Annotated in this window: 27 protein-coding genes; all 27 read left to right on the forward strand. The window is 71.1% G+C overall.

Features of this window, described 5'->3' with window-relative positions; genetic code table 11:
- Nucleotides 1-18 precede the first annotated feature (18 nt).
- On the forward strand, nucleotides 19-1,356 hold the full coding sequence (gene fliD / locus AC5RV6_RS15780) for a flagellar filament capping protein FliD (RefSeq protein WP_494008306.1): 1,338 nt from the start codon (nucleotides 19-21) through the stop codon (nucleotides 1,354-1,356).
- Nucleotides 1,353-1,787 (forward strand): flagellar export chaperone FliS, encoded by a 435-nt coding sequence (fliS, locus tag AC5RV6_RS15785; RefSeq protein ID WP_494008307.1) that lies wholly within the window; start codon nucleotides 1,353-1,355, stop codon nucleotides 1,785-1,787. Before fliD ends, fliS begins: the two co-directional genes overlap by 4 nt.
- Before the next feature lie 4 nt (nucleotides 1,788-1,791).
- Nucleotides 1,792-2,121 carry a hypothetical protein gene (locus AC5RV6_RS15790; protein ID WP_494008308.1) on the forward strand — a complete coding sequence of 110 codons (330 nt, stop codon included), beginning with the start codon at nucleotides 1,792-1,794 and terminating at the stop codon, nucleotides 2,119-2,121.
- Nucleotides 2,122-2,332: 211 nt separating this feature from the next.
- The gene (flgB, locus tag AC5RV6_RS15795) at nucleotides 2,333-2,677 is read left to right on the forward strand and encodes a flagellar basal body rod protein FlgB (RefSeq protein ID WP_494008309.1); all 345 of its coding nucleotides are present in this window, start codon (nucleotides 2,333-2,335) and stop codon (nucleotides 2,675-2,677) included.
- Entirely contained in the window at nucleotides 2,674-3,066 is a 393-nt protein-coding gene (locus tag AC5RV6_RS15800; RefSeq protein WP_494008310.1) for a flagellar basal body rod protein FlgC, read from the forward strand. Before flgB ends, AC5RV6_RS15800 begins: the two co-directional genes overlap by 4 nt.
- Nucleotides 3,066-3,374, forward strand: a complete 309-nt coding sequence (gene fliE, locus AC5RV6_RS15805; RefSeq protein WP_494008311.1) for a flagellar hook-basal body complex protein FliE — start codon at nucleotides 3,066-3,068, stop codon at nucleotides 3,372-3,374. Before AC5RV6_RS15800 ends, fliE begins: the two co-directional genes overlap by 1 nt.
- Nucleotides 3,374-4,987: a flagellar basal-body MS-ring/collar protein FliF gene (gene fliF, locus AC5RV6_RS15810; protein ID WP_494008312.1), complete on the forward strand. Its 1,614-nt coding sequence runs from the start codon at nucleotides 3,374-3,376 to the stop codon at nucleotides 4,985-4,987. Before fliE ends, fliF begins: the two co-directional genes overlap by 1 nt.
- Nucleotides 4,984-6,048, forward strand: coding sequence for a flagellar motor switch protein FliG (gene fliG, locus AC5RV6_RS15815; RefSeq protein WP_494008313.1), 1,065 nt, complete (start codon nucleotides 4,984-4,986; stop codon nucleotides 6,046-6,048). The genes fliF and fliG overlap by 4 nt, the downstream gene beginning before the upstream one ends.
- Nucleotides 6,038-6,646, forward strand: coding sequence for a FliH/SctL family protein (locus AC5RV6_RS15820; protein ID WP_494008314.1), 609 nt, complete (start codon nucleotides 6,038-6,040; stop codon nucleotides 6,644-6,646). The genes fliG and AC5RV6_RS15820 overlap by 11 nt, the downstream gene beginning before the upstream one ends.
- Nucleotides 6,643-8,052 carry a FliI/YscN family ATPase gene (locus AC5RV6_RS15825; RefSeq protein WP_494008315.1) on the forward strand — a complete coding sequence of 470 codons (1,410 nt, stop codon included), beginning with the start codon at nucleotides 6,643-6,645 and terminating at the stop codon, nucleotides 8,050-8,052. Before AC5RV6_RS15820 ends, AC5RV6_RS15825 begins: the two co-directional genes overlap by 4 nt.
- A 2-nt stretch (nucleotides 8,053-8,054) precedes the next feature.
- Nucleotides 8,055-8,477 carry a flagellar FliJ family protein gene (locus AC5RV6_RS15830; protein ID WP_494008316.1) on the forward strand — a complete coding sequence of 141 codons (423 nt, stop codon included), beginning with the start codon at nucleotides 8,055-8,057 and terminating at the stop codon, nucleotides 8,475-8,477.
- Nucleotides 8,478-8,480: 3 nt separating this feature from the next.
- A complete protein-coding gene (locus tag AC5RV6_RS15835; protein ID WP_494008317.1) occupies nucleotides 8,481-9,140 on the forward strand; it encodes a C40 family peptidase in 660 nt (219 codons plus the stop codon).
- The gene (locus tag AC5RV6_RS15840) at nucleotides 9,137-10,669 is read left to right on the forward strand and encodes a flagellar hook-length control protein FliK (RefSeq protein ID WP_494008318.1); all 1,533 of its coding nucleotides are present in this window, start codon (nucleotides 9,137-9,139) and stop codon (nucleotides 10,667-10,669) included. The genes AC5RV6_RS15835 and AC5RV6_RS15840 overlap by 4 nt, the downstream gene beginning before the upstream one ends.
- Before the next feature lie 13 nt (nucleotides 10,670-10,682).
- The gene (locus AC5RV6_RS15845) at nucleotides 10,683-11,123 is read left to right on the forward strand and encodes a flagellar hook assembly protein FlgD (protein WP_494008319.1); all 441 of its coding nucleotides are present in this window, start codon (nucleotides 10,683-10,685) and stop codon (nucleotides 11,121-11,123) included.
- Between the two features lie 30 nt (nucleotides 11,124-11,153).
- Nucleotides 11,154-12,329 carry a flagellar hook protein FlgE gene (locus AC5RV6_RS15850; protein ID WP_494008320.1) on the forward strand — a complete coding sequence of 392 codons (1,176 nt, stop codon included), beginning with the start codon at nucleotides 11,154-11,156 and terminating at the stop codon, nucleotides 12,327-12,329.
- 134 nt (nucleotides 12,330-12,463) lie between these two features.
- Nucleotides 12,464-12,778: a flagellar FlbD family protein gene (locus AC5RV6_RS15855; RefSeq protein WP_494008321.1), complete on the forward strand. Its 315-nt coding sequence runs from the start codon at nucleotides 12,464-12,466 to the stop codon at nucleotides 12,776-12,778.
- Nucleotides 12,778-13,557 (forward strand): motility protein A, encoded by a 780-nt coding sequence (locus tag AC5RV6_RS15860; protein WP_494008322.1) that lies wholly within the window; start codon nucleotides 12,778-12,780, stop codon nucleotides 13,555-13,557. The genes AC5RV6_RS15855 and AC5RV6_RS15860 overlap by 1 nt, the downstream gene beginning before the upstream one ends.
- The gene (locus AC5RV6_RS15865; RefSeq protein WP_494008323.1) at nucleotides 13,554-14,363 is read left to right on the forward strand and encodes an OmpA/MotB family protein; all 810 of its coding nucleotides are present in this window, start codon (nucleotides 13,554-13,556) and stop codon (nucleotides 14,361-14,363) included. The genes AC5RV6_RS15860 and AC5RV6_RS15865 overlap by 4 nt, the downstream gene beginning before the upstream one ends.
- A 48-nt stretch (nucleotides 14,364-14,411) precedes the next feature.
- Nucleotides 14,412-15,320, forward strand: coding sequence for a flagellar motor switch protein FliM (locus AC5RV6_RS15870; RefSeq protein ID WP_494008324.1), 909 nt, complete (start codon nucleotides 14,412-14,414; stop codon nucleotides 15,318-15,320).
- Complete coding sequence (gene fliN, locus AC5RV6_RS15875) at nucleotides 15,321-16,028, forward strand: flagellar motor switch protein FliN (protein WP_494008325.1); 708 nt, start codon at nucleotides 15,321-15,323, stop codon at nucleotides 16,026-16,028. It begins immediately after the preceding gene.
- A gap of 2 nt (nucleotides 16,029-16,030) precedes the next feature.
- A complete protein-coding gene (locus AC5RV6_RS15880; protein ID WP_494008326.1) occupies nucleotides 16,031-16,486 on the forward strand; it encodes a FliO/MopB family protein in 456 nt (151 codons plus the stop codon).
- Nucleotides 16,483-17,334, forward strand: coding sequence for a flagellar type III secretion system pore protein FliP (gene fliP / locus AC5RV6_RS15885; protein ID WP_494008327.1), 852 nt, complete (start codon nucleotides 16,483-16,485; stop codon nucleotides 17,332-17,334). Before AC5RV6_RS15880 ends, fliP begins: the two co-directional genes overlap by 4 nt.
- The gene (gene fliQ, locus AC5RV6_RS15890) at nucleotides 17,334-17,609 is read left to right on the forward strand and encodes a flagellar biosynthesis protein FliQ (protein WP_494008328.1); all 276 of its coding nucleotides are present in this window, start codon (nucleotides 17,334-17,336) and stop codon (nucleotides 17,607-17,609) included. The genes fliP and fliQ overlap by 1 nt, the downstream gene beginning before the upstream one ends.
- A 1-nt stretch (nucleotide 17,610) precedes the next feature.
- Entirely contained in the window at nucleotides 17,611-18,372 is a 762-nt protein-coding gene (gene fliR, locus AC5RV6_RS15895) for a flagellar biosynthetic protein FliR (protein WP_494008329.1), read from the forward strand.
- The gene (locus tag AC5RV6_RS15900; protein WP_494008330.1) at nucleotides 18,372-19,502 is read left to right on the forward strand and encodes an EscU/YscU/HrcU family type III secretion system export apparatus switch protein; all 1,131 of its coding nucleotides are present in this window, start codon (nucleotides 18,372-18,374) and stop codon (nucleotides 19,500-19,502) included. The genes fliR and AC5RV6_RS15900 overlap by 1 nt, the downstream gene beginning before the upstream one ends.
- Complete coding sequence (locus AC5RV6_RS15905) at nucleotides 19,499-21,550, forward strand: flagellar biosynthesis protein FlhA (RefSeq protein ID WP_494008331.1); 2,052 nt, start codon at nucleotides 19,499-19,501, stop codon at nucleotides 21,548-21,550. The genes AC5RV6_RS15900 and AC5RV6_RS15905 overlap by 4 nt, the downstream gene beginning before the upstream one ends.
- Complete coding sequence (locus AC5RV6_RS15910) at nucleotides 21,525-22,487, forward strand: hypothetical protein (RefSeq protein WP_494008332.1); 963 nt, start codon at nucleotides 21,525-21,527, stop codon at nucleotides 22,485-22,487. Before AC5RV6_RS15905 ends, AC5RV6_RS15910 begins: the two co-directional genes overlap by 26 nt.
- Nucleotides 22,488-22,500: the final 13 nt, after the last annotated feature.

The raw sequence follows: 22,500 nt of genomic DNA on the forward strand, positions 1-22,500 counted from the left end.
TTCCAGGAGAGCATCTGCATGGCACTCGGCATTGACGGCCTCATCAGCGGCATCGACACCACCGCCATGATCAAGCAGCTCATGGAAATCGAAGCCCGTCCCCAGGTCCAGCTCAAGGACCGGGCCGCCGGCGCCCGCACCTTGGTCAGCGGCCTGCAGGGCCTGAACACCCGCATCGCCGCCCTCGCCGAGAAGGCCGCCGGCACGGCCAAGCCCGCCGGCACCGACCTCTACACCGCCGCCGTCAGCTCCGACAAGGCCACGGCAGCCGTCACCACCGGTGCCGCCGCAGGATCCCTGGACTTCCAGGTCGCCCAGACCGCCCGCGCGCAGGTCTCCCTCTCCGCAGCGCTGTCCGCCTGGCCCGACGGCGCCGCGCTCTCCATCTCCGCCGCCGGCGACATCACCACCATCGACACCGCCAACAAGTCCCTCGACGAGGTGGTCAGCGAGGTCAACAAGGCCAACCTCGGCGTCGCCGCCGTCAAGATCGCCGCCGGCTCCGTGGACGGCGTCCAGCAGTACCGGATCCAGTTCACCGCCACCAAGACCGGCACGGAGGGCGCCTTCGAAGCCAGCCTGGACGGCACCCCGCTGCAGGAACTGCACGCGGCGCGGGACGCCCGGATCACCCTGTGGGCCGGCACGCCCGCCGCGCAGGACATCACCTCCTCCACCAACACGTTCGCGGGGCTGATGCCCGGAGTCGACCTCACCCTGGCCGCCGACGCCCCGGCCGGCGCCACCGCCACCCTGGCTGTAAGCCGGGACGATGCCGCGATCAGCAAGGTCGCCCAGGACCTGGTCGCGTCGCTGGCCGACGCCTTCGACTACATCAACCGCAACAGCGCCGTCACCGTCACCACCACCAACGGCACCACCGGCGCCACGGGCGGCCTGTTCACCGGCGACTCCGGCGTCCGGGACATCAAGCGCCTCCTGATGGACGCGGCCACCGGCCCGCTGGACGGTGTCTCACCGTCCGCCATCGGCATCGAACTCACCAAGTACGGGACCGTCGAGTTCAACGCGGAGAAGTTCGCCGAGGCCTTGGCCGCCGATCCGGCCAAGACGCAGGACATGCTGCGCGCCGTCGCGGACCGCGTTGCCGCCGCCGGCACCACGGCCTCCGACAAGTACGACGGCATGCTCACCAAGCGGATCCAGGGCCAGGAATCCACACTGCGGGAACTGACCACCCAGATCGAGGACTGGGACCGGCGCCTGGCCTCCCGGGAATCCACGCTCAAGCTCGTCTGGACCAACCTGGAGGTCAAGCTCAGCCAGCTGCAGAGCCAGCAGGACTGGCTCACCGGCCAGCTGGCCGCGCTCAACAACTCCGGCAGCAAGAAATGACCGTCGTGAACTATGGAATGCAGGCCAAGCGGGCCGAATATCTCAAGCAGTCTGTGCTTTCGGCGTCGCCGGCGCGGCTGCTGACCATGCTCTACGACCGGCTGCTGCTGGACCTGGGGCGCGCCGAGCTCGCACAGCAGGCGGGGGACTGGATCACCGCTTCGGAGAACCTGGTCCACGGGCAGGCGATCATCGCCGAGCTCAGCGGAACCCTGAAGACGGACGCCTGGGACGGCGCCGACAACCTGCAGGCCCTCTACGCCTTCGCGCTCACCACCATGGTGGAAGCCAACATCACCCGCAGCCCCGCCCTGACCCGGCAGTGCATCGACGTGCTCGAGCCGTTGCGCCAGGCCTGGCACGAAGCGTCCGCCCAGCAGCCCGCTGCCGGAGCGACGACGACGAGCGGCGGTACCCTCGGTGTCGGCTGAACCCATGCCGACCGACGGCGGGACCGCTTCCGACCCGGCCGAGCTTGCCCGCTGGGACGCCGTGCTGACCCAGCTCGAGGACAACCTCGAGGCGTCCCTGGACGGCAGCACCCTCGCCGAGCAGGCCGAGGCGGTGGCCCGCGGCTGGCAGCCGCCACTGGACCTCGGCCCCCTCCCGCCCGAGCTGGCGGCCCGCGCCGTGCGCCTGGCCCAGGCGCAGCAGCGGGCCCTGAAGCATCTGCGCCGCGAAGCGCGCGTGGTGCGCAAACAGGCCGAACTGCTGCGCACCGCCGCACCCACGGAGCGCGCCGTCTACCTCGACGTCGCCGGCTGACCGACCGGACGACCCGCGGGGCGGGCCACGTCCTGTTCGATGCTCAGCAGGCTGACTAACGGATACCTGCCCGGAAGTCAAAAAATACCTGCGTCATCTGCTTACCTACTCGGTTTGCGGGCCGATAATCACGGACGAGCATGGATCGCTCGCTGAACAGGCCACGGATTGGCCGCTTTGTCCCTCTGTGAGAAGCGGGTTGGTTTCTGCTGTGTTCGATTCCGTGTCGTCCCTGGCCCTTCAAAGTGCCCTCAACGGGCTTTCGGCCCGTCAGCGCGCCATTGCGAACAACATCGCCAATGTGAACACGCCCGGCTACCGCGCCCAGCGCGTGAGTTTCGAGGCCGAGCTGGCCAAGTCGGTGCGCGCCGGCGACGGCGTCGTGGCGCCCACGACGGAACGCTCCCTGGAGCCCACCCGCCTCGACGGCAGCAACGTGAACCTCGATACCGAAACGCTCTCCAACATCGACACCGTGCTGCGCTTCCAGTTCGCCTCGCAGGCCGTCGGTGGAGAAGCCAACTCCCTGCGCACCGCCCTAAGGATGCAGTCATGACCTTCGACGCGATCGGCATCGCCGCCACCGGCCTGACCACCCACCGCAAGTGGCTGGACGCGGTCTCCGACAACCTCGCCAACCAGAACAACGTCTCCGCCACCGACGGCGCCGCCTTTCAGGCGCGCTACATCGTCGCCCGCGAGGGCGAGGGAACCAGCGGCGTCCACGTCTCCGGCGTGGAGTACGGCGATCCGGAGGGCCGCATGGTCCACGAACCCAACCATCCGCTCGCGGATGAGGACGGCTACGTGCGCTATCCCGACATCGACATGTCGGAGCAGATGGGCGCCCTCATCATGGCGCAGCGGGGCTACGAGGCCAATGCCGCCGTCGTCGACCGCGCCAAGGCCACCTACGAAGCAGCTCTGCAGATCGGACGCTCCTGATGCCCGTTCCCGCCCTTCCCGCCGTTTCCGGCGTCATGCCCACCGGGTACCTCCAGGACACGTCCGCCCCGGCGCCCGTCACCGACGGCAGCGAGTTCGCCGCGTCCCTCACCGGAGCGGTGGACAACCTTTCGCAGCTGCAGTCCGACTCCAAGACGCTGGCCGTCCAGGCCGTCACCGGCGACTTGGATGACATCCACAACGCCTCGATCGCCTCCGCCCGCACGCAGATGACCCTGGAACTGGTCGCGGCGGTGCGGAACAAGGGAGTTGAGGCCTTCAACGAGATCATGAGGATGCAGGCCTGATGGCATCGCGCATGGGTTCACTGACCACCCGGCTGGGCGAGACCGCCAAAGGCTTCTCCGTCGCGCAGAAGACGATCGCCCTGATCGGCGTGGCCGCGGTGGTGCTCGGGGCGGTCGCCCTGGGCAGCTGGCTCACCCGGCCCGCCTACACGCCGCTGTTCTCCGGGCTGCAGGCCTCGGACGCGAACTCGATCGTCGAGCAGCTGCAGGCCGACGGCGTGCCCTACGAGATCGTCGGCGGCGGCGGCACCATCCTCGTCCCCGAGGAGAACGTCTACGACCAGCGGCTCAAGGCCGCCGGCGCCGGGCTGCCGTCCGCCTCCTCGGGCGGCTACTCGCTGCTGGACGACATGGGTGTGACCTCCTCGGAGTTCCAGCAGAACGTCACCTACAAGCGCGCCCTCGAGGGGGAACTGGCCAGCACCATCGGCGCCCTCAAGGGCGTCCGTGCCGCCAGCGTGCAGCTGGCCCTGCCGGAGGACACCGTCTTCGTCTCCGAGCAGCGGGACCCGACGGCCAGCGTGTTTGTGGAAACCGAGAACGGCGTGAACCTCAGCTCCGACCAGGTCCAGGCGATCGTGCACCTGACCAGCGCCTCCATCGACGGCATGCCGGCCGAAAACGTGGCCGTGATCGACGCCGGCGGCAACGTCCTGTCCGCCGTCGGCGTGGGCGCCAGCGGCACCGGCAACCAGCAGGCCTCCGAATATGAACAGCGCATCGTCGCCTCCGTCCAGGCCATGCTGGACCAGGTGGTCGGGCCCGGGAACGCCACCGTGGCCGTCGCCGCGGACATGAGCTACGAATCCGCGAACCGGGTCGAGGAAACCTTCACCTCCCCGGAGAACACGCCCGCGCTGAACGAGTCCACCACCACCGAGGAGTACGCCGGCGGCGACGGCGGCACGGCGGCAGGAGTGCTGGGCCCCGACAACATCGCGGTGCCCGGCGGCGGGAACGAGGACGGCAGCTACACGTCCGAATCCAGCACTCGCAACAACGCCGTCAACAAGGTCACCGAGACCCGGGAGATCCCGGCCGGCGCCCTGGCCCGGCAGACCGTCTCGGTGGCTCTGAACGCCGCCGCCGGCGCGGACCTGAACGTCGCCGACGTGCGCGCCCTGGTGTCCTCGGCCGCGGGCATCAACATTGAACGCGGCGACCAGCTCACCGTGGAAATGCTCAACTTCAACGACGCCGGCGCGCAGGCGGCGCAGGAGGCCCTGGCCGCGGCGGAAGCCGCCGAAGAGGCAGCCCAGCGCGCGGAACTGCTGCGCACCGGCATCCTCGCCGCCGGCATCGTGCTGGCCGTCATCCTCGCCCTGATCGCCTACGCCATGCGTTCACGCCGGCAGAACCGACAGGCCGTCGACCTCGGCGAACTGCCCGAACTGGATCCGCTGGCCCCGGCCACCAACCTGGCGCTCATGGGCAGCACGCCGCCCTCCACCACGGCCATCGAACCGCCCGTGGACACCGCCGCCCTGCGGGCCCTCACGCCCCCGGACACCGACATCGAACGCAAGCGGGCCGAACTCGACGCGCTGGCCGCGCAGGATCCGGTCCGCACCGCGGACTACCTGCGCAACCTCATGGATGAGACCCGGGTATGAGCGAAACCACCGGAACCACCCTGGCCGAGGCGCCGTCCCGCAACGACGACGCCGCCCCCAAGCTGACCGGCACGCAGAAAGCCGCGCTGGTGCTCATGCAGATGGAGACCGCGCGCGCCGCGACGGTCATGCAGCAGCTGACCGAAGCCGAGGCGCAGGAGATCGCCGCCGAAATCGTGCGGATGCGCCGCGTGGACGCCTCCCTGGCCGAATCCGCCGTCAACGAGTTCTATGACATGACCGTCGAGGGCCGGCTCCGGGCGCACGGCGGCCGCGACGTCGCGATGGGCCTGCTCGAAGCCTCCTTCGGCACCGAACGGGCCAGCGGCGTCATGGACCGTCTCGCCTCCTCCATGGCGGGCAAGTCCTTCGAGTTCCTGGAACGCGCCGAACCGGCCCAGGTCGTCTCGCTGCTGGAGGGCGAACTGCCGCAGACCATTGCCCTGGTCCTGGCGCACATGCGCCCGCAGCGCGCCTCCGCCGTCCTGGGCGGGTTCACCGAGCGGATCCGGACCGACATTGCGCAGTGCATCGCCACCATGTCGCGGGCCACGCCCGAAGCTGTCCGGATCGTGGCCGAAACGCTCAAGGTCCGTGCGACCGCCGTCGGCGCCGCCCGGGATACCGCCGACGCCGTCGGCGGCATCCAGCCGCTGGTGGACATCATCAACCGGGCCGACGCCGCCACCGAGCGGGCCCTGCTGGAATCCCTCGAGGAACGGGACCCCGAGCTGGCGGAGGAAGTGCGCTCGCGCATGCTCACCTTCGCCGACCTGGTCAAGCTGGAGCGCCGCGACGTCCAGCTGGTGCTCCGCGGCATTGACGTCGGCACCCTGGCCCTGGCCATGAAGGGCGCCCCGGAAGCGGTGCTGGAAGCCATCCGGACCAACGTGTCCGAGCGCAACCGGCTCATGCTCGAAGACGAGGTCGCCAACTCCGGTCCGGCCCGCCTGTCGCAGGTCGAGGAGGCCCGCGCCACGATCGTGCGGGTGATCCGCGAGATGGAGGCCCAGGGGGCCATCACCATCCGCCATGCCGACGAGGACGAGTATGTCTACTGACGCCGTCTTCACCCGCCTGGACTACCCGTCGCTGCACCGCGACGAGGACACCGCGCAGGCCCGCGACCGGGCCCGCGCGGCCGGACACGCCGCCGGCTACGCCACCGGGCTGCGTGCCGCCGAGGACGAGACCCGGCGGCTGCGCGCCCGGCTGCAGGCCGAGCATGAGGCCGCCCAGGCCCAGCTGCGCGAGGACTTCGGGCTGGCGGCCGCCGCCCTGGCACAGGCCGCGGACCGGGTACGGTCCCTGGCCGTGCCCCAGGCCCGGCAGCTGCAGGAAGCCGCCGCCGTCGCCGCCCTCGAACTGGCCGAAGCGGTACTCGGCCGTGAACTCGATTCCTCGGACGCGTCCGCGCAGGCGGCCCTGCTGCGTGCCCTGGACACCGCCGAACCCGAACTGATCCAGAGCGTACGGATGCACCCGCGGGACCTGGAACTGCTCGGTGCGGCGGCGGAAGGGGCCGGGGTGCGCCTGGTGCCCGACGCCGGTCTCTCCCGCGGCGACGCGGTCGCGGAGTTCCCCGACGGCTACCTCGACGCGACGCTGGGCAGCGCACTGGCCCGTGCCCGCCGCGCCCTGCTGGGAGACGGCGCATGAGCGCCGGCACCGCCGTGTCCCGGCGCGAACGCCGGCGCAGCGAAACCGCTGCCGCCGCCGCGTCCGGCGCAGTGCGCCCGTCCGTCGACTGGCGGCCCGGCGGTCAGGCCTTCGCCGCGGCGCTGCGGGCCGCCGCCCCGGAGCGGGTGGGCCGGGTCTCCTCCGTGCTGGGCCTGGGAGTCGAGGTCACCGGCCTGGAGTGCGGCGTCGGGGAACTGGTCCGGATCGGCTCTCCCGACACCGGCGTGGACGCCGAGGTCATGGCCGCCTCCCGCGGCTCCGTCAGCTGCATGCCGTTTGGCCGGCTCACCGGCATCACCGCCGGCACGCCCGTCCACGCGCACGGCTCCAGCCTGCTGGTGCCCACCGGGCAGGGCCTGTTCGGCAGGGTGCTGGACGGATTGGGCCGGCCCATTGATGGCAAGGGCCCGCTCGCGGCCGCGGCCCGGGTGCCGCTGGACAACGACACGCCCCCGGCCATGCAGCGCCAGCGCATCACCGAGCCGCTCCAGCTCGGCGTGCGGGTGCTGGACACCCTCACCACCGTCGGCCGCGGCCAGCGCATGGGCCTGTTCGCGGGTTCCGGGGTGGGCAAGTCCTCGCTGCTGTCCATGATCGCCCGCGGCACCGATGCGCAGGTCTCCGTGATCGCGCTGGTGGGCGAGCGCGGACGTGAAGTGCGCGAGTTCCTCGAGGACGACCTTGGGCCCGAGGGGCTGGCCCGCTCCATCGTGGTGGTGTCCACCTCCGACGAACCGGCCCTGATGCGCCTGCGGGCGGCCTTCACCGCCACTCGCATCGCCGAGTCCTTCCGCGACGCGGGCGCCGACGTCGTGCTGATGATGGATTCCCTGACCCGGGTGGCCATGGCCCAGCGGGAGATCGGCCTGTCCGTCGGCGAGCCGCCGGCAACCCGCGGCTACCCGCCGTCGACCTTCTCGCTGCTTGCCCAGCTGCTCGAGCGCGCCGGCACCGGAGCGGCAGGCTCGGTGACCGGGCTGTACACGGTGCTGGTCGACGGCGACGACCACAACGAACCGATCGCCGACGCCGCCCGCTCCATCCTGGACGGGCACGTGGTCCTGGACCGCAGGCTCTCCATTTCGGGGCATTTCCCCTCGGTGGACGCCCTCGGCTCCATCTCCCGGGTTGCCTCACGGGTGAACCCGCCGGAACGGACCCGCGCCGCCGCGGCCCTGCGCCGCGTGCTCGCCGCCCGCCGTGGAGCCCAGGACCTGATCGACGTCGGCGCCTACCAGCGCGGATCGAACCGGATGGTGGACGCCGCGGTGGATCACGAAAACGACATCAATGCCTTCCTGCAGCAGGGCATGGATGAACAGACTCCGGCCGAAACGGCCTGGGGGATGCTGCAGCAACTGACACGGACCCTGGGGGAGGGGTAGCAATGGCACGTCAATTCCCGCTGGCCGGGCTGCTGCGTGTGCGCCGGCTGCAGGAGGAACAGGCAGCCGGCGGCCTCGCCGCCGCGAACCGGCGGCTGCGCGAGGCCGACGACGCGCGCACCGAAGCGTACGCGGCGCTGCACGACCTGCCCGCCGGCGCCGTCGACCGCGCCACCCTGACGGCGATTGCCGCCGCCCGTGCGTCGGCCCGCAGCATGCTGGCCGAGCTGGGCGCCGTGGAGGAGGCCCGGCGGGCCGAAGCCGACGCCGCCCAGGAACAGTACCGGGCGGCACGCGAACGCGCCGCCGTCCTGGGCAAGCTGGAGGACCGGCACGCCGGGCTGGCGGCAGCCGAGGAGCTGCGCGCCGAGCAGGTGGTGCTGGACGAACTGGCCGGCACCCGGCACAACAGAGCGGAGGGCTGACCGATGTCCATGCCAGAGGCCCTGGGCCGCATCCAGGAAATTCGCAGCACCCTCGACCAGCTCACCTCGGCCGCACCGGCCACCCAGGCCGCGCCGTCGACGTCGTCCGGCTCCGCCGCGTCCTCCGCGGAGTTCGCCGCCGCCCTGGGCGCGCTCTCCGGCGGCACAGCCGCTGCCGGCACGTCCGCCGCGGGCGGGGCCGCCGGGGGCGGGGCAGCGCCGGGACAGGTGCTCGACGCGGTGCAGAAGTACCTCGGGCTGCCCTACGTCTGGGGCGGCAACGACCCGTCCGTGGGCCTGGACTGCTCCTCCTTCGTGCAGAACGTCTTCAAGGACCTGGGCTACTCGCTGCCGCGCGTGACCTGGGACCAGATGAACGTGGGCACCAAGGTCGAGTCCATGGCCCAGGCGCAGCCCGGCGACCTGCTCTTCAGCCACGACGGCGGGCATGTCGCCATTTACCTGGGCGGCGGCAAGGCCGTGGACGCGCCCCAGCCGGGACAGAGCATCCAGATCCGCGATGCCTGGGAAAACGACGGCAACCTGACCACCATCCGCCGCGTGCTGCCCGCCGCCGAGGCGGCGACGGCGGCCCCGGCGGTCACCGATCTGGTGGCCTCGGCGCGGATGGCCCAGGCCGCCCTGCTCGGAGCCGGCGCATGAGCCTGAACGCGGCGTCCCCGCTTCCCCCGGCCGGGCCGGCCGCCCGCCCCCGCGCCGTCGGCGCCTCGGCCGATACCGGCGACAGTGCGCTGTTCGGTGCGGCGCTGGCCGCCGAGCTGGCAGGCACGGCCCAAACTGACGCCGGTTCCATCCGGAACGCCGGCGCCGACAGCAACGCCGCGGCCGACGCCGACGGAACCCCGGCCGCCGCGGCCCTCCCGGCGCCGGCGTCCGGCTCCGACGCTGCCCGGCAGCCGGCGGAGGACCTCCGCCCGGCGGCCTTCACCGCCGCACCGGAGGGGCCGACCGAGGGCTCCGTTCCCGAGACAAGCCGCACGCCGGAGGAGCCGGCCGGAGACACCGTGCCCGGCACGGGCCACGCACCGGAGGAGCCGGCCCGCGCCGGCCTCCACCGCGGCGCCACCGCAGGTACGGGCCCGACGGCGGCCGCTGCGGCTGCCGGCGCGGTCCCGGCCGCAGCCGGCGGGCCCGCCTCCGGAGCAGCCGCTCCGGGACTGCCGGTCACGGAGCGCATCCAGCTCGACGTGGTCCCCGCGATCGGTCCGGCCGCGGTTCCGGCGGCAGACCCGGAAGCCGCAGCCTTGGCGCCGGAACTGCGCATCACCGACCGCATCCGTCTCGACCTCGCCTCCGCTTCAGTACGCGCCGGCACCGCAGGACGCCGGGACACCCTTCCGACGTCGGCGCTGCCCGCCGCTGTGCCGGCCGAGGGCGCGTCTGCCACGTCCGCTGCACCCGCAACTGCCATCCCGGCGGCCACGATCCAGGCGGCCGGAGTCCCGGTAGATGCCGCGACCCCGGCAGCCACCCCGGAATCCGCTGCCCCGCCGTCCGCTGTACCTGCCGCTGCCGGCGCCACGGCGCCGCCCGCCCAGGGCACGCCGGGCGCTGCCGCAGCTGACCCCGCCGCGGCACAGGCCGCACCGGAGCCGGCCGCTGCGCTCCCGCCGACCGCGGCTGCGGCGCTTCCCGGCACCAGCCCGGCTCCGTCCGTGCAGGCAGCGGCCACGCCGGCCGCCGCGCCGCCGGCCGCCGCGCCGCCGGCCGCCCAGACGCCGCTGCAGCAGCAGATCGGCCAGCCGATCATCCGCCTCGCCCAGGCCGCACCGGGAGAGCACACGCTCATCCTGAAGGTCGCCCCGGAGAACCTGGGGCCGGTGACGGTGCGGGCGCAGGTGGGTCCGGAGGGGCTGCGGATCGAGCTGTTCGCCCCCAACGAGGCGGGCCGGGAAGCGGTCCGCGCCATCCTGGGCGAGCTTCGCCGTGACCTCGCGGGCACTGGAACGGCCGGGTCCCTCACCCTGTCCCAGCAGGACCGGCCGCCGGGCCAGCCCGGCCAGGACCAGCAGCCCGAAACCCGCGGCTGGTCCGGCGACGGTGAGGGGCGGCGGGCCTTCGAGGCCCGCGGCGGCGCAGCGTCCGGCGGCGGCCCTGCCCCGAACCCCCGGACCACCCCTGCCCCCATTTCCGAGCTGCCGGGCCATGCCGGCATCGATGTCCTGGCCTGAGAAGGAGAATCCCATGCCCGTTGAAGCGGTCAACGCAGCCACCACGCTGCCGACGCAGCCCGCCCGCGCACCCAAGCAGGTGATGGACAGCGAGGTCTTCATGCATCTGCTGGTCACGCAGCTGCGTAACCAGGACCCCAGTTCCCCGATGGACACCAACCAGATGATCTCCCAGACCACCCAGCTGGCCATGATGGAGCAGCTCACCACCATGGCCGGGCTGGACGAGGAGAACTTCTCGCTGCAGATGCGCACCTCCGCTGCCGCCCTGATCGACCAGGAAATCAGCTACCTCAACGCCGACGGCGTCGAAGTGACCGGCACCGCCCGGTCCGTCTCCTTCGCCGGGCCCGTACCCACCGTCAACGTCGACGGCGTCGACGTTCCGCTCGATGCCGTCACCGGCATCAACAAGGACACCACCCAGGACGCAGACGCGTCCGCCACCGCCTGACCCACTTCAGCCACCAGAAAGGCCCCCGCCATGCTTCGCTCCCTGTACTCGGGCATCTCCGGGCTTCGCTCCCACCAGACCATGCTCGACGTGACCGGCAACAACATCGCCAACGTCAACACCACCGGCTTCAAGTCCAACGCCGTCGTCTTCCAGGACACTCTGTCCCAGATGACCCAGGGCGGTGCCGCGCCCGCCGCCAACGCCGGCGGCCGCAACCCCGCGCAGGTCGGCCTCGGCGTGCAGGTTGCCGGCGTCACCACGAACTTCACCCAGGGCTCCTCCCAGGCCACCGGCCGGGGAACCGACCTGATGATTTCCGGCGAAGGCTTCTTCGTCACCCGGCAGGGCAACCAGAACCTGTACACCCGCGCCGGCGCGTTCGACGTCGACGCCGCCGGCCGCCTCGTCACCACCGACGGCAGCATCCTGCAGGGCTGGAGCGCGGATAACGGAGTCGTGAACCAGGGCGCGGCCATCGGCGACATCATGCTGCCCGACGGCGCGGTCTCCCCGGCCCAGCCCACCACCACCGCGTCGCTGGGCGGCAACATCCCCTCCGAGACGGCGGAAGGCGAAAAGCTGGTCCGCGACATCAAGGCCTTTGATGCGCAGGGCCGGGAGACCAACGTGGCGGTCACCTTCACCCGCACCGCCACCGGCTGGACGGCCACCGGCGCCGGTGGAACCCCCGTGAACCTGACACTGGCCGCCGACGGCACCCTTGAGGGCACCAAGACGCTGACCGCCGCCGCGAACGGTGTCAGCGTCACCGTGGACCTGTCCGCAGTCACCGGCTACGCCGGGGTGAACAACATGGCCGTCACCGCCTCCAACGGCGCACCCGCTGGCACCATCGAGTCCTTCGCACTGTCCCCGGACGGCACCGTCGTCGGCAGCTTCAGCAACGGCGACAAGATCGCCCTCGGCCGCATCGTGCTCGCCAGCTTCACCAACCCCGCCGGCCTCGAGAAGGCCGGCAACTCCTCCTACACCGCTTCGGCCAACTCAGGCGAGGCAGTGATCGGCGCGCCCGGAGAAGCCGGCGTCGGCGGCCTCGTGTCCGGCGCCCTGGAGATGTCCAACGTGGACCTGTCGCAGGAGTTCACCAACCTGATCGTCGCCCAGCGCGGCTTCCAGGCCAACGCCCGCATCATCACCACCTCCGACGAGGTGCTGCAGGAGCTGACCAACCTCAAGCGCTGATCCGCCAGGCGCATCAGCGGGGTCCGGCCAAATGCCGGGCCCCGCTGCCGCTTAACGGCCTAACGAAAACCGGCCCGGAGCCGAAAGTAGGAACGGAGGCCCGCCGGGGGCCTTCCTCCACACGGGACGGACCCATGATTGTTCTTACGCGGTTGAACGACGCACAGTTCGCGATCAACCCTGACCTGATCGAGCGGATCCAGGCGAACCCGGACACCACGCTGGTCATGGTGGACGGAGCCAAATACATCGTCACCGAATCCATGGACGAAGTCATCGCCAGGATTGCCGAGTGGCGCTCACGGATCATCCTGATGGCGCAGGAGGTTCCGCCCGTCCTCCACCGGCCCGGACCCGAGCTCGGCCTGGTGCCGCCGGTCGGCTCCACTCCCGACCCGGCCGGAAACGCCGCCGGCCGTCCCGTGCCCCTTCGCCCGAGGAACAAGTAATGGATCCAGCAACAATCGTCGGCCTGGTCCTGGCCTTCGGGGCCCTGTACGCCATGATCTTCCTCGAGGGTGCGCACGTCAGCTCCATCCTGCTGCCGGCGCCGATGATCCTGGTGCTGGTGGGCACCATCGCCGTCGGCGTCGCGGGCGTGACGCTCAAGGATGCCCTGCACGCCTTCAAGTCCCTGCCGCGCGCCTTCCTGGGCCGCACCCCCAAGCCCCAGGAGACGATCGACAACGTCGTCTCGCTCGCCGAAAAGGCCCGCAGCGAAGGCCTGCTGTCCCTGGAGCAGGACGCCGGGGAAACCCAGGACCCGTTCCTGCGCACCGCGCTGCAGAACATCGCCGACGGCACCGACGCCGAAGAGCTGCGCACCCTCCTTGAGGACGAAATCGCCAGCAAGGCCAATTCCGACAAAGTGGCCAGCAGGTTCTTCAACACGCTGGGCGGCTACGCCCCGACGGTGGGCATCATCGGCACCGTGGTGTCCCTGACCCACGTGCTGGAGAACCTCTCCCAGCCGGACGAGCTCGGCCACATGATCGCCGCGGCGTTCGTCGCCACCCTGTGGGGCCTGCTCTCGGCCAACTTCATCTGGCTGCCGCTCGGCAACCGGCTCAAGCGGCTCAGCGACCTGGAACTTGAGCAGATGAACCTGCTCATGGAGGGCATCCTCTCGGTCCAGGCGGGCAGCCAGCCGCGCCTGCTCAACGAAAGGCTGCGCGCCATGGTCCCGGCCCATGCGCTGTCCGCCGACAGCGAGCAGCAGGCCGCGTGAGCCCGCGGCGCCGGCACCGCCCGGAGGAAGAGGAAGAGCACCCGGACGAACGGTGGATGGCGTCCTACATGGACATGGTCACCGTGCTGATGTGCATGTTCATCGTGCTGTACGCGATGTCCACGGTCGACCAGGAGAAATTCGCGCAGCTGAAGTCCTCCCTGGCCACCGGTTTCGGGCAGGTCGAGACCGCGACGGTGGACACCGCCGTCGGCGTCGTGGTGCCGCCGGAGATGGTCGACGACACCGAGACCCTCGAACCGGACGCCGTGGAGGCGGCCGCGAAGGAGATCGAAGAGCTCACCGAGCTCAAGGAACGCATCGAGCTGGGCCTCGAGGACCGCGGCATGGCCAGCCACGTCCGCTTCGAAATCGACGAGCGGGGCCTGACCATCCGCCTGGTCAGCTCCGAAATGTTCTTCGAACCGGACCGGGCCGTCCTGACCGCTGACGCGGTGTCCGTCCTGGACACCATCGGCCCGATCCTCGCCCCCACCGACTACCGGGTCTCCGTCGAGGGGCACACCGCCCAGGTCCGCCAGCTCACGGACGAGGCCCTGGACTGGGAACTCTCCTCCTCCCGGGCCGTGAACGTGCTGCGCTACCTGTCCGAGCCCGGCGGCGTGGACTACACCCGGCTCCAGGCCGTGGGCCTCGGCGAATCCCGGCCGCTGACCGGCGGGACCACCGCCGAGGAACTGGCGATGAACCGCCGGGTGGACATCATCGTGCTCTCCGGCGAAAGCGAGCAGGTCCGCCAGCTGATTCCCGGGCTGCTGGAGGAACAGCAGGCGGGATCCGGCTGACCTGCGCTGCTGCTAACGCGGGGGGCCCGGCTGCCGATAGTGGCGCCCGTGACGGTCCACCAGCACGACTCTCCCGCAGTGCGCCCGAAATCGGGTGCCGATGCGGCGGAGCTTTACGATTTCAGCAGGCCCACCACCCTTGCCCGCGATCATGCGCGGGTCCTGGAGATGGCCTTTGACACGTTTGCCCGGCAATGGGGCACCCAGCTCACCGCGAAGGTGAGGGTGCTGTCCCAGGTGACAAGCCAGCAGGTGCAGACACTCAGCTACGACGAGTATGCCTCGAGCCTGCCGGACAACACCGGCATGGTGCTCTTCGACATCCCCAACGTGTCCGCCAAGGCGGTGATCCAGTTCCCGATGGCGGCAGCGCTGTCGTGGGTTGGCCACATGCTCGGCGGCACCGGGACCATGGAGATCCCCGAGCGCAAGTTCACGCACATCGAACAGGCGCTGCTCGGGCGGATCATGGACGATGCCCTTGAGGATCTGCACTACTCGCTGGGCAGCCTCCTGGCCGCGCCCATGACGGCGGCCTCGATCCAGTACAACTCGCAGTTCGCCCAGGCCGCCGCTTCCGGCGATCCGATGCTGGTGGCGACCTTCGAGATGGTGGTGGGGGAGACGACGGCGCCCGCGTCGGTGGCGATTCCGGCCGAGGCCGTGCTCCCGCAGCTGGGGCCGGTGGTGCCGTCCTCGTCCGAGGCGACCCCGGCCGAGCTGATCCAGGGGCACCTTGCCACGACCCCGGTGGACGTCTCGCTGCAGATGGAACCGATCCGGGTCAAGCCCGGCATGGTCCTGAACCTGGCCGAGGGCGACGTCCTGCGGCTTCTGCACCCGGGACACCGTCCGCTCAATGTCACCGTCGACGGGCACATCGTGGCCCAGGCAGCCGTAGGAGCCAGCGGATCCCGCCTGGCCGGCGTCATCGTCAGCACCGAGGAGAACCACTAAATGAGCACCATCCAGGCCCTGCACAGCGAAGCCGCGTCCTCCCTCGTGCAGCTGCTGCCCACCCAGTTTCCACTCGAGGCCGTTCCGGCCTCCGGCGCCGCCATCCCGGCCGAGGCGCTGCAGGAGGCCGTCACGGCCTCCTACGTCGGATCCGCGTCCGTCGACGTGGCCCTCGTGCTGCCCGCCTCGGAGCCGGTCTCCACCCTGGCCGGCACCGACTCCGCGCTGGTCTCCACCGCCGATGTCCTGCGCCCGGCCATCGAAGCCGCCGTCGGAACCCTGGGCCCCGGCGTCCTCGGCGACACCCGCGTGGAGGACGCCGCGGCCCTGTTCGCGCACCCCTCCACCTCCGTATACGAGCTGCGCGCGGCCGCCGGCGGCACCGCCGGCTGGTTCGCCATCCGCAGCCGAGAGGACTCCGCCGTTCCGGCGGCCGCCCCGGCGGAGACCTCCGTGGTCGGCAAGCTGGGCCGGATCAGCAACGTCGAAATGGCCCTGACCGTGGAGATCGGCCGCACCCGGATGGCCGTCCGCGACGTGCTGAACCTCGAACCCGGCCGGGTCATCGAGCTGGACCGCTCCGCCGGGGCTCCGGCCGACATCCTGCTCAACGGCCGGTTGATCGCCAACGGCGAGATCGTGGTCCTGGACCAGGACTACGCCGTGCGCATCACCAAGATCCTCGACGTCGCCGAAGGGCTCGCGTAGCCATGGAGACCGGCTTACTGGGACTTCGGGTCCTGGTCTCGCTGGGCGTTGTCCTGGCGCTGCTGTGGTGGCTGTCCCGCCGCGTCGCCGCCCGCACCGGCGGCACCGGGGACACCGCCCCCGTCCGGGTCCTCAGCCGCCAGGCCATCAGCCCGAAGGCGTCGGTGGTGGTGGTCGAGGCCGAAGGCCAGCGGTTCATGCTCGGTGTGACCGAGGCCTCGGTCAACGTCCTCAACGCGACGCCGATGGACGCCGCGGACGCGGACGGTCCGAAGGCCGGCGACGGCGGGTTCGCCGCGTCGCTGGCGGCTGCGGGCGGCACGGCCGAGGCCCTGCCCAGCCGCCGTGACCTGCGCCGGACCGAACCGGGGGAGGGCACCTCCATGCTGGCCGGGTCCATTCTCTCCCCGCAGACCTGGCGGCAGTCGGCCGCTGCGCTGCGCGGACGGCAGCGGTGACCGGGGCGCACAGCCGCACCCGGGCGCTGCGCGCCGCCGCTGCCGCCGCAGTCCTGCTGCTGGTGCTGCTCGCGGCGCAGCTCGCCGGGGCGGCCGCCGGCCACGCGGTGACCCTCGATCCGGCCCCGCCGGCTCCTCCGCAGGACCCGGCGGATCCCGACGCCGGGCAGGGCGGTCTCTCGATCGACATCTTCGGCGCCGACGGCGGGCCCTCGACCACCGTCACCGCGCTGATCGGCATCACCCTGCTGTCGGTGGCTCCCGCGCTGCTGCTGATGCTCACCAGCTTCACCAAGATCTTCGTGGTGCTGGCGATCACCCGCAACGCGCTCTCGCTGCCCAGCATCCCGCCCAACCAGGTCCTCGCGGGCCTGGCCCTGTTCCTGTCGCTGTTCATCATGGCCCCGGTGGTGGGGGAGATCAACACAATCGCCGTCCAGCCGTACCTGAACGGCGAGACGACGTTCGACGGCGCGCTCAACGCGGGCGCGGGCCCGCTGCAGCAGTTCATGCTCGCCCACACCCGCGACGAGGACATCGCGCTGATGACCCGCGCCGCAGACCGGCCGAACCCGGAGTCCCCGCAGGACGTTCCGCTGACCACGCTGATTCCGGCGTTCATGATTTCGGAACTGCGCTCGGCGTTCATCATCGGCTTCGTCATCTTCATCCCGTTCCTGGTCATCGACCTGGTCGTCTCGGCCGCGCTGATGTCCATGGGCATGATGATGCTGCCGCCGGTCATGATCTCCCTGCCGTTCAAGATCCTGCTCTTCGTGCTGGTGGACGGCTGGTCGCTGATCATCACGTCCCTGATCAACAGCTACCAGGTCACCGGGGGCGGCTGATGGATACCAACGCCGTTCTCGACATCGGCCTGCAGGGTCTGTGGGTGGCAGCCAAGCTCTCCGCCCCGGTGCTGCTCACCGCCCTGGCCATCGGCTTCGCCGTGTCCCTGGTGCAGTCCATCACCCAGATCCAGGAGGTCACGCTCTCCTTCGTGCCCAAGGCGGTCGGCGTGGCGATCGCCCTGCTGGTGTGCGGGCACTGGATGATCTCCGAAATGGTGGCCTTCACCCAGGAGCTGTTCGCCAGGATTCCCTCCCTGCTCGGCGGGGGCTAATGTGTCCATCACCCTTGACCAGGCCTGGATCGAAGCGGTGATGCTGGCCTCCGTGCGGATGGTGGCCTTCCTGGTCATCGCCCCTCCCTTCTCCTACAACGCGTTCCCGATCCGGGTGAAGGCGATGCTCGGCATCGGCCTGGCCCTCGCCGTCGCCCCGGCCGCGGCGGACGGCTACGAGATGCAGGGCACCGCCGACTACTTCACGGCGCTGGTGCTGGAGATCCTGGTCGGGGGGCTGCTCGGCTTCCTCGTCATGGTCGTCTTCGCGGCGATCCAATCCGCCGGGTACCTGATCGACCTCTTCGGCGGCTTCTCCCTGGCCCAGGCCTTCGACCCGCAGTCCATGGTCAACGGCGCCCAGTTCACCCGCCTGTTCCAGCTCACCGCCCTGGCCCTGCTGTTCGCGTCGGACGGCTACCAGCTGGTCATCGCCGGCCTCGTCCGCAGCTTCACCGCCCTGCCGCTGGGCGGCGGCGTGGACCTGGCCGAACCGGCCCAGGCTCTGATCGCCGCAGCCACCCAGATGTTCCTCGCCGCCGTGCAGATCGCCGGCCCGCTGCTGGTGGTGCTGTTCCTGGCCGACGCCGGCCTCGGCCTGCTGACCAGGGTCGCGCCGCAGCTGAACGCCTTCGCGCTCGGCTTCCCGCTGAAGATCCTGCTCACCCTGACCCTGGCCTCCGTGGTGTTCCTGGCCCTGCCCCGCATCGTGTCCGCTCTCGCGCAGGACGCCTTCGAAGCCGTGACGGGGGTGGGCGGCTGATGGCCGAGCAGGACTCCGGCGAACGGAGCGAGCAGGCGACCCCGAAACGCATGAAGGAGGTCCGGTCCAAGGGCCAGCTGTCCAGGTCCCAGGACCTCACCGCCTGGATCGGCGTCGGCGCAGCCGCGCTGATGCTACCCGGCACCCTGGAACGCGGGTCGCAGGCCGGCACCGAGAGCCTGTTCCGGGCCGCGGAGATCGCCGCGTCCCCGGACCCCGAGGCGGCGCTGCGGATCTTCCAGGACAGCCTCGCGGCCATGTTCGGCGTCCTCGGGCCGCTGCTGGCCGTGGTCGCCGTCGCCGTCCTCGCCGCGGCGGCGCTGCAGGGTGGCATCCATTTCAAGAAGTTCAAGGGCGAGTATCAGCAGTTCGACCTGGTCAAGGGCGTCAAGCGCACCTTCGGCGGGCAGGCTCTGTGGCAGGGGGCGAAGGCCCTGCTGAAGACCGCGGCCCTGGGCCTGGTGCTGTACATGGTCATCCAGGGACTGATGCCGGTGCTGATGACGGCCGGCGGCCTGCCGGTCTCGGCGCTGCTCGACGCCGCCGGCGGCGGGGTCGCGTCGCTGCTGCAGGCCGCCGTCGCGGCCGGGCTGATCCTCGCCGCGGCCGACATCCTCGTGGTGATGCGCCGCAACCGCAAGAAGACCCGGATGACCAAGAAGGAAGTCCGGGACGAAAACAAGAACAGCGAAGGCGACCCGCTGATCCGCTCCCAGCGGCGGGCCCGGCAGCTGGCCGGCAGCCGCAACCGGATGATCGCCGCCGTAGGTGACGCCGACGTCGTCGTGGTGAACCCCACGCACGTCGCCGTGGCGCTGAAGTACGAACCCGGCCGCTCCGCCCCGCGGGTCACGGCGAAGGGGGCCGGCATCATCGCCGCCCGCATCCGCGAGGAGGCGGAGAAGCACCGGGTCCCCATGGTCCGGGACGTGCCGCTGGCCCGGACCCTGCACTCGGCCTGCGAGGTGGGTCAGGAGATCCCGCCCGACCTGTACAACGCCGTCGCCCGCCTGCTGGCCTTCGTCATGGCGCTGAAGCGGCGCGGCGCGGCAGCCGGCGTCCACACCATGGAACCCGCACCGGGCCTGATGCCCGCTCCCTCCGAACCCCGACATAAGGCAGCATCGTGAAAAACCGCAACCTGCTCAAGCTCGCCGTCCCGGTGGGCGTCATCGGCATCATCCTGCTCCTGGTGGTCCCGATCCCGGCGGCCCTGCTGGACGTGCTGATCATCATCAACATCCTGCTGGCCCTGGTGATCCTGCTGACGACGATGTTCGTCCGCAAGCCGCTGGACTTCTCGGTGTTTCCCTCGCTGCTGCTGGTCGCCACGCTGTTCCGGCTCGGCCTGAACGTGGCCTCCACCCGGCTGGTCCTCGGCGACGGCTACGCCGGGCAGGTCATTGAGGCATTCGGGCACGTGGCGGTGGGCGGGTCCCTGATCATCGGCGCGGTCATCTTCCTGATCCTGGTCGTCATCCAGTTCGTCGTCGTGACCAAGGGCGCCGAACGCGTGGCCGAGGTCGGCGCCCGGTTCACCCTGGACGCCATGCCCGGCAAGCAGATGGCCATCGACGCCGACCTCAACGCCGGGCTCATCAGCGACTCCGAGGCCCGGGAGCGCCGCGCGCAGGTCTCGGCCGAAGCCGACTTCTACGGTGCGATGGACGGCGCCTCCAAGTTCGTCAAGGGCGACGCGATCGCCGGACTGATCATCATCATCATCAACGTCGTGGGCGGGATCGCGATCGGTATGCTGCAGCGCGGCATGTCCGTCGGCGAGGCCGTGAACACCTACAGCCTCCTGACCATCGGCGACGGGCTCGTCACCCAGATTCCCGCCCTGCTGATGGCCGTGTCGACCGGCATGATCGTCACCCGCTCCAACGCCGAGGCCGACATGGGCTCGACGGCGGGGGACCAGCTCAGCCAGTCCCGCAACGCCCTGATGATCGCCGGCGCGGCCGCGCTGGTCATGGCCCTGATCCCCGGCATGCCGAAGCTGCCCTTCATCGTGGTCGGCGGGCTGCTGATCTTCGCCTCGCAGCGGGTCAAGGCCCGCGACCAGGCCGTCGAGGAGGAACAGCGGGCGGCGGAGGCCGGCACGGCCGCACCTTCAGGGGACACGACGGAAGACCTGATCGAGCAGATGCGGGTGCACGCGCTGGAGATCCTCCTGGCCCCGGACCTCGTGGACGTGGTGACCGGGGGACCGGATGACCTGCTGGCCAGGGTGAAGGCGCTGCGTCGGAAGATTGCCCTGGAACTGGGCGTGGTGGTGCCGCCCGTGCGCACCCGCGATTCCGTGGAACTGCCGCCGTCGACGTACGTGATCCGCATTGCCGGCGTCGAGGCAGGACGCGGCGAGGCACCACAGGGCAAGGTCCTGGCGCTGGGCGACTTCCTCGATTCCCTCCCGGGCACCGCCACGGTGGAGCCGGTCTTCGGGCTGGCCGGCAAGTGGGTTCCCGGAGAGATGCGCCATGCGGCGGAAATGGCCGGAGCCACGGTGATCGACCGTGTCTCCGTCCTGGTCACCCACCTGTCCGCCGTGATTACGGCGAACGCCGCCCGGCTGCTCTCCCGCGAGGATGTCCGGGTGCTGACCGAAGGGGTCAAGCAGGTCAACCCGTCCGCGGTGGAGGAGCTGGTGCCGGGCGTGCTGTCGCTGGCCGAGGTGCAGCGGGTGCTGCAGGGCCTGCTGGCCGAGCGGGTCGCCATCAACGACCTACCGCGCATCTACGAGTCCCTGCTGCTGCGCGCCAAGGTGTCCACCGACCCCGAAGGGCTGATCGAGGCCGCCCGCCAGGCGCTCGGCCCGGCCCTGGCCGCCCCGCATCTGGACGGCACGGTGCTGCGCGTCATCATGCTGGATCCCGCCCTCGAGCAGTCGATGCTGGAGGCGCTGCGCCCCTCCGAGCAGGGCAACCAGATCCTGATGGATCCGAACCGGATCGAAGCGGTGGTGCGGAATCTGTTGGCTACAGTGGCCACAGCGGAAAACACCGGTTCCAGCGCCGTCCTGGTCTGCGCGCCGGCGCTGCGGCCGGCGGTGCGCCGCCTGGTCGCCGCCCAGGCCCAGGGCCTTCCGGTCCTGTCCTATCAGGAGGCGACCGCAGGAAACGTGAACATCGAGACAGTGGGAGTGGTTCGTGGAACCGAGACGATTTCAGCTTGAGGGGCCGTCCCTTGATGCGCTGAAAAAGAGGGTCTTCGACGAACACGGCCCCCGCGCCCGGATCATCGCCGCCGAGAAGGTCAGCGTCGGAGGCATCGGCGGTTTCCTGGCACGCCACCACTATGAGGTGACGGTGGAGCTGCCGCCCCGCGGACGGCGCGCCGCGGACGTCCCCCCGGACGGATACCCGGCGTCCGGGGCCCCGCGGCAGGGCGGAGCGGGGATCAGCGAGCTGCTGGCCCGGGCCGAGGCCGCCGAAGGCGCGCCCCGCCGGAATGCTTCCGTCGAGGAGCGCGCCACGGTCAGCGTCTCGACGGACAGCCATGCCTTTGCTGACCTGATGGACCGGCTCACCCACAGCACCGGTGCGGACCCGGTGCCCGTGGTGCCCCCGCCCGTCGCCGCGGTCCCGCTTCCGGCGGCGGAGCGCGCCGCCCTGCCGCTGCCGCCGGTTCCGCTGGCGGGCGCCGGCGACCTGGTGCTCGTCGTCGGGCTGGGCGCCGATCCGCTGGCGGTCTGCGAGTCGATGGCCGCCGCTGCGGGCGCAGGTGCGGCGGCCATCCGCAGCGCCGGAGCCCTGGAGGACACCTCCTACGGGCGGGCCGCTGACCGCAGGAGCGCCGCGACGGCGCGCGCCGCAGGCGTGCTGGCCGACCACGCCATTTACCTGGCGTACGGGCTGGGCCGCGGCGAGGAGCTCTCCCGGCACGCGACGCTGATCGGCGCGCTCGCCCCGGACCAGGTCTGGGCGGCGGTGGACGCCGGGCGGAAGGCGGAGGACACCGCGGCCTGGGTGGCCGCGGTCCGCCGCACCGCCGACGTGACGGCCGTGGCCGTGGAGGGGCTGGCGGCCACCGCCACCCCGCACACCGTGAACGGGCTGGGACTGCCCATCGGCTGGGTGGACGGCGGGCCTTCCTCCTCGGTCATGCTGTGAGGCGGTAGAGTGA

This window comes from Arthrobacter saudimassiliensis, assembly GCF_059090665.1.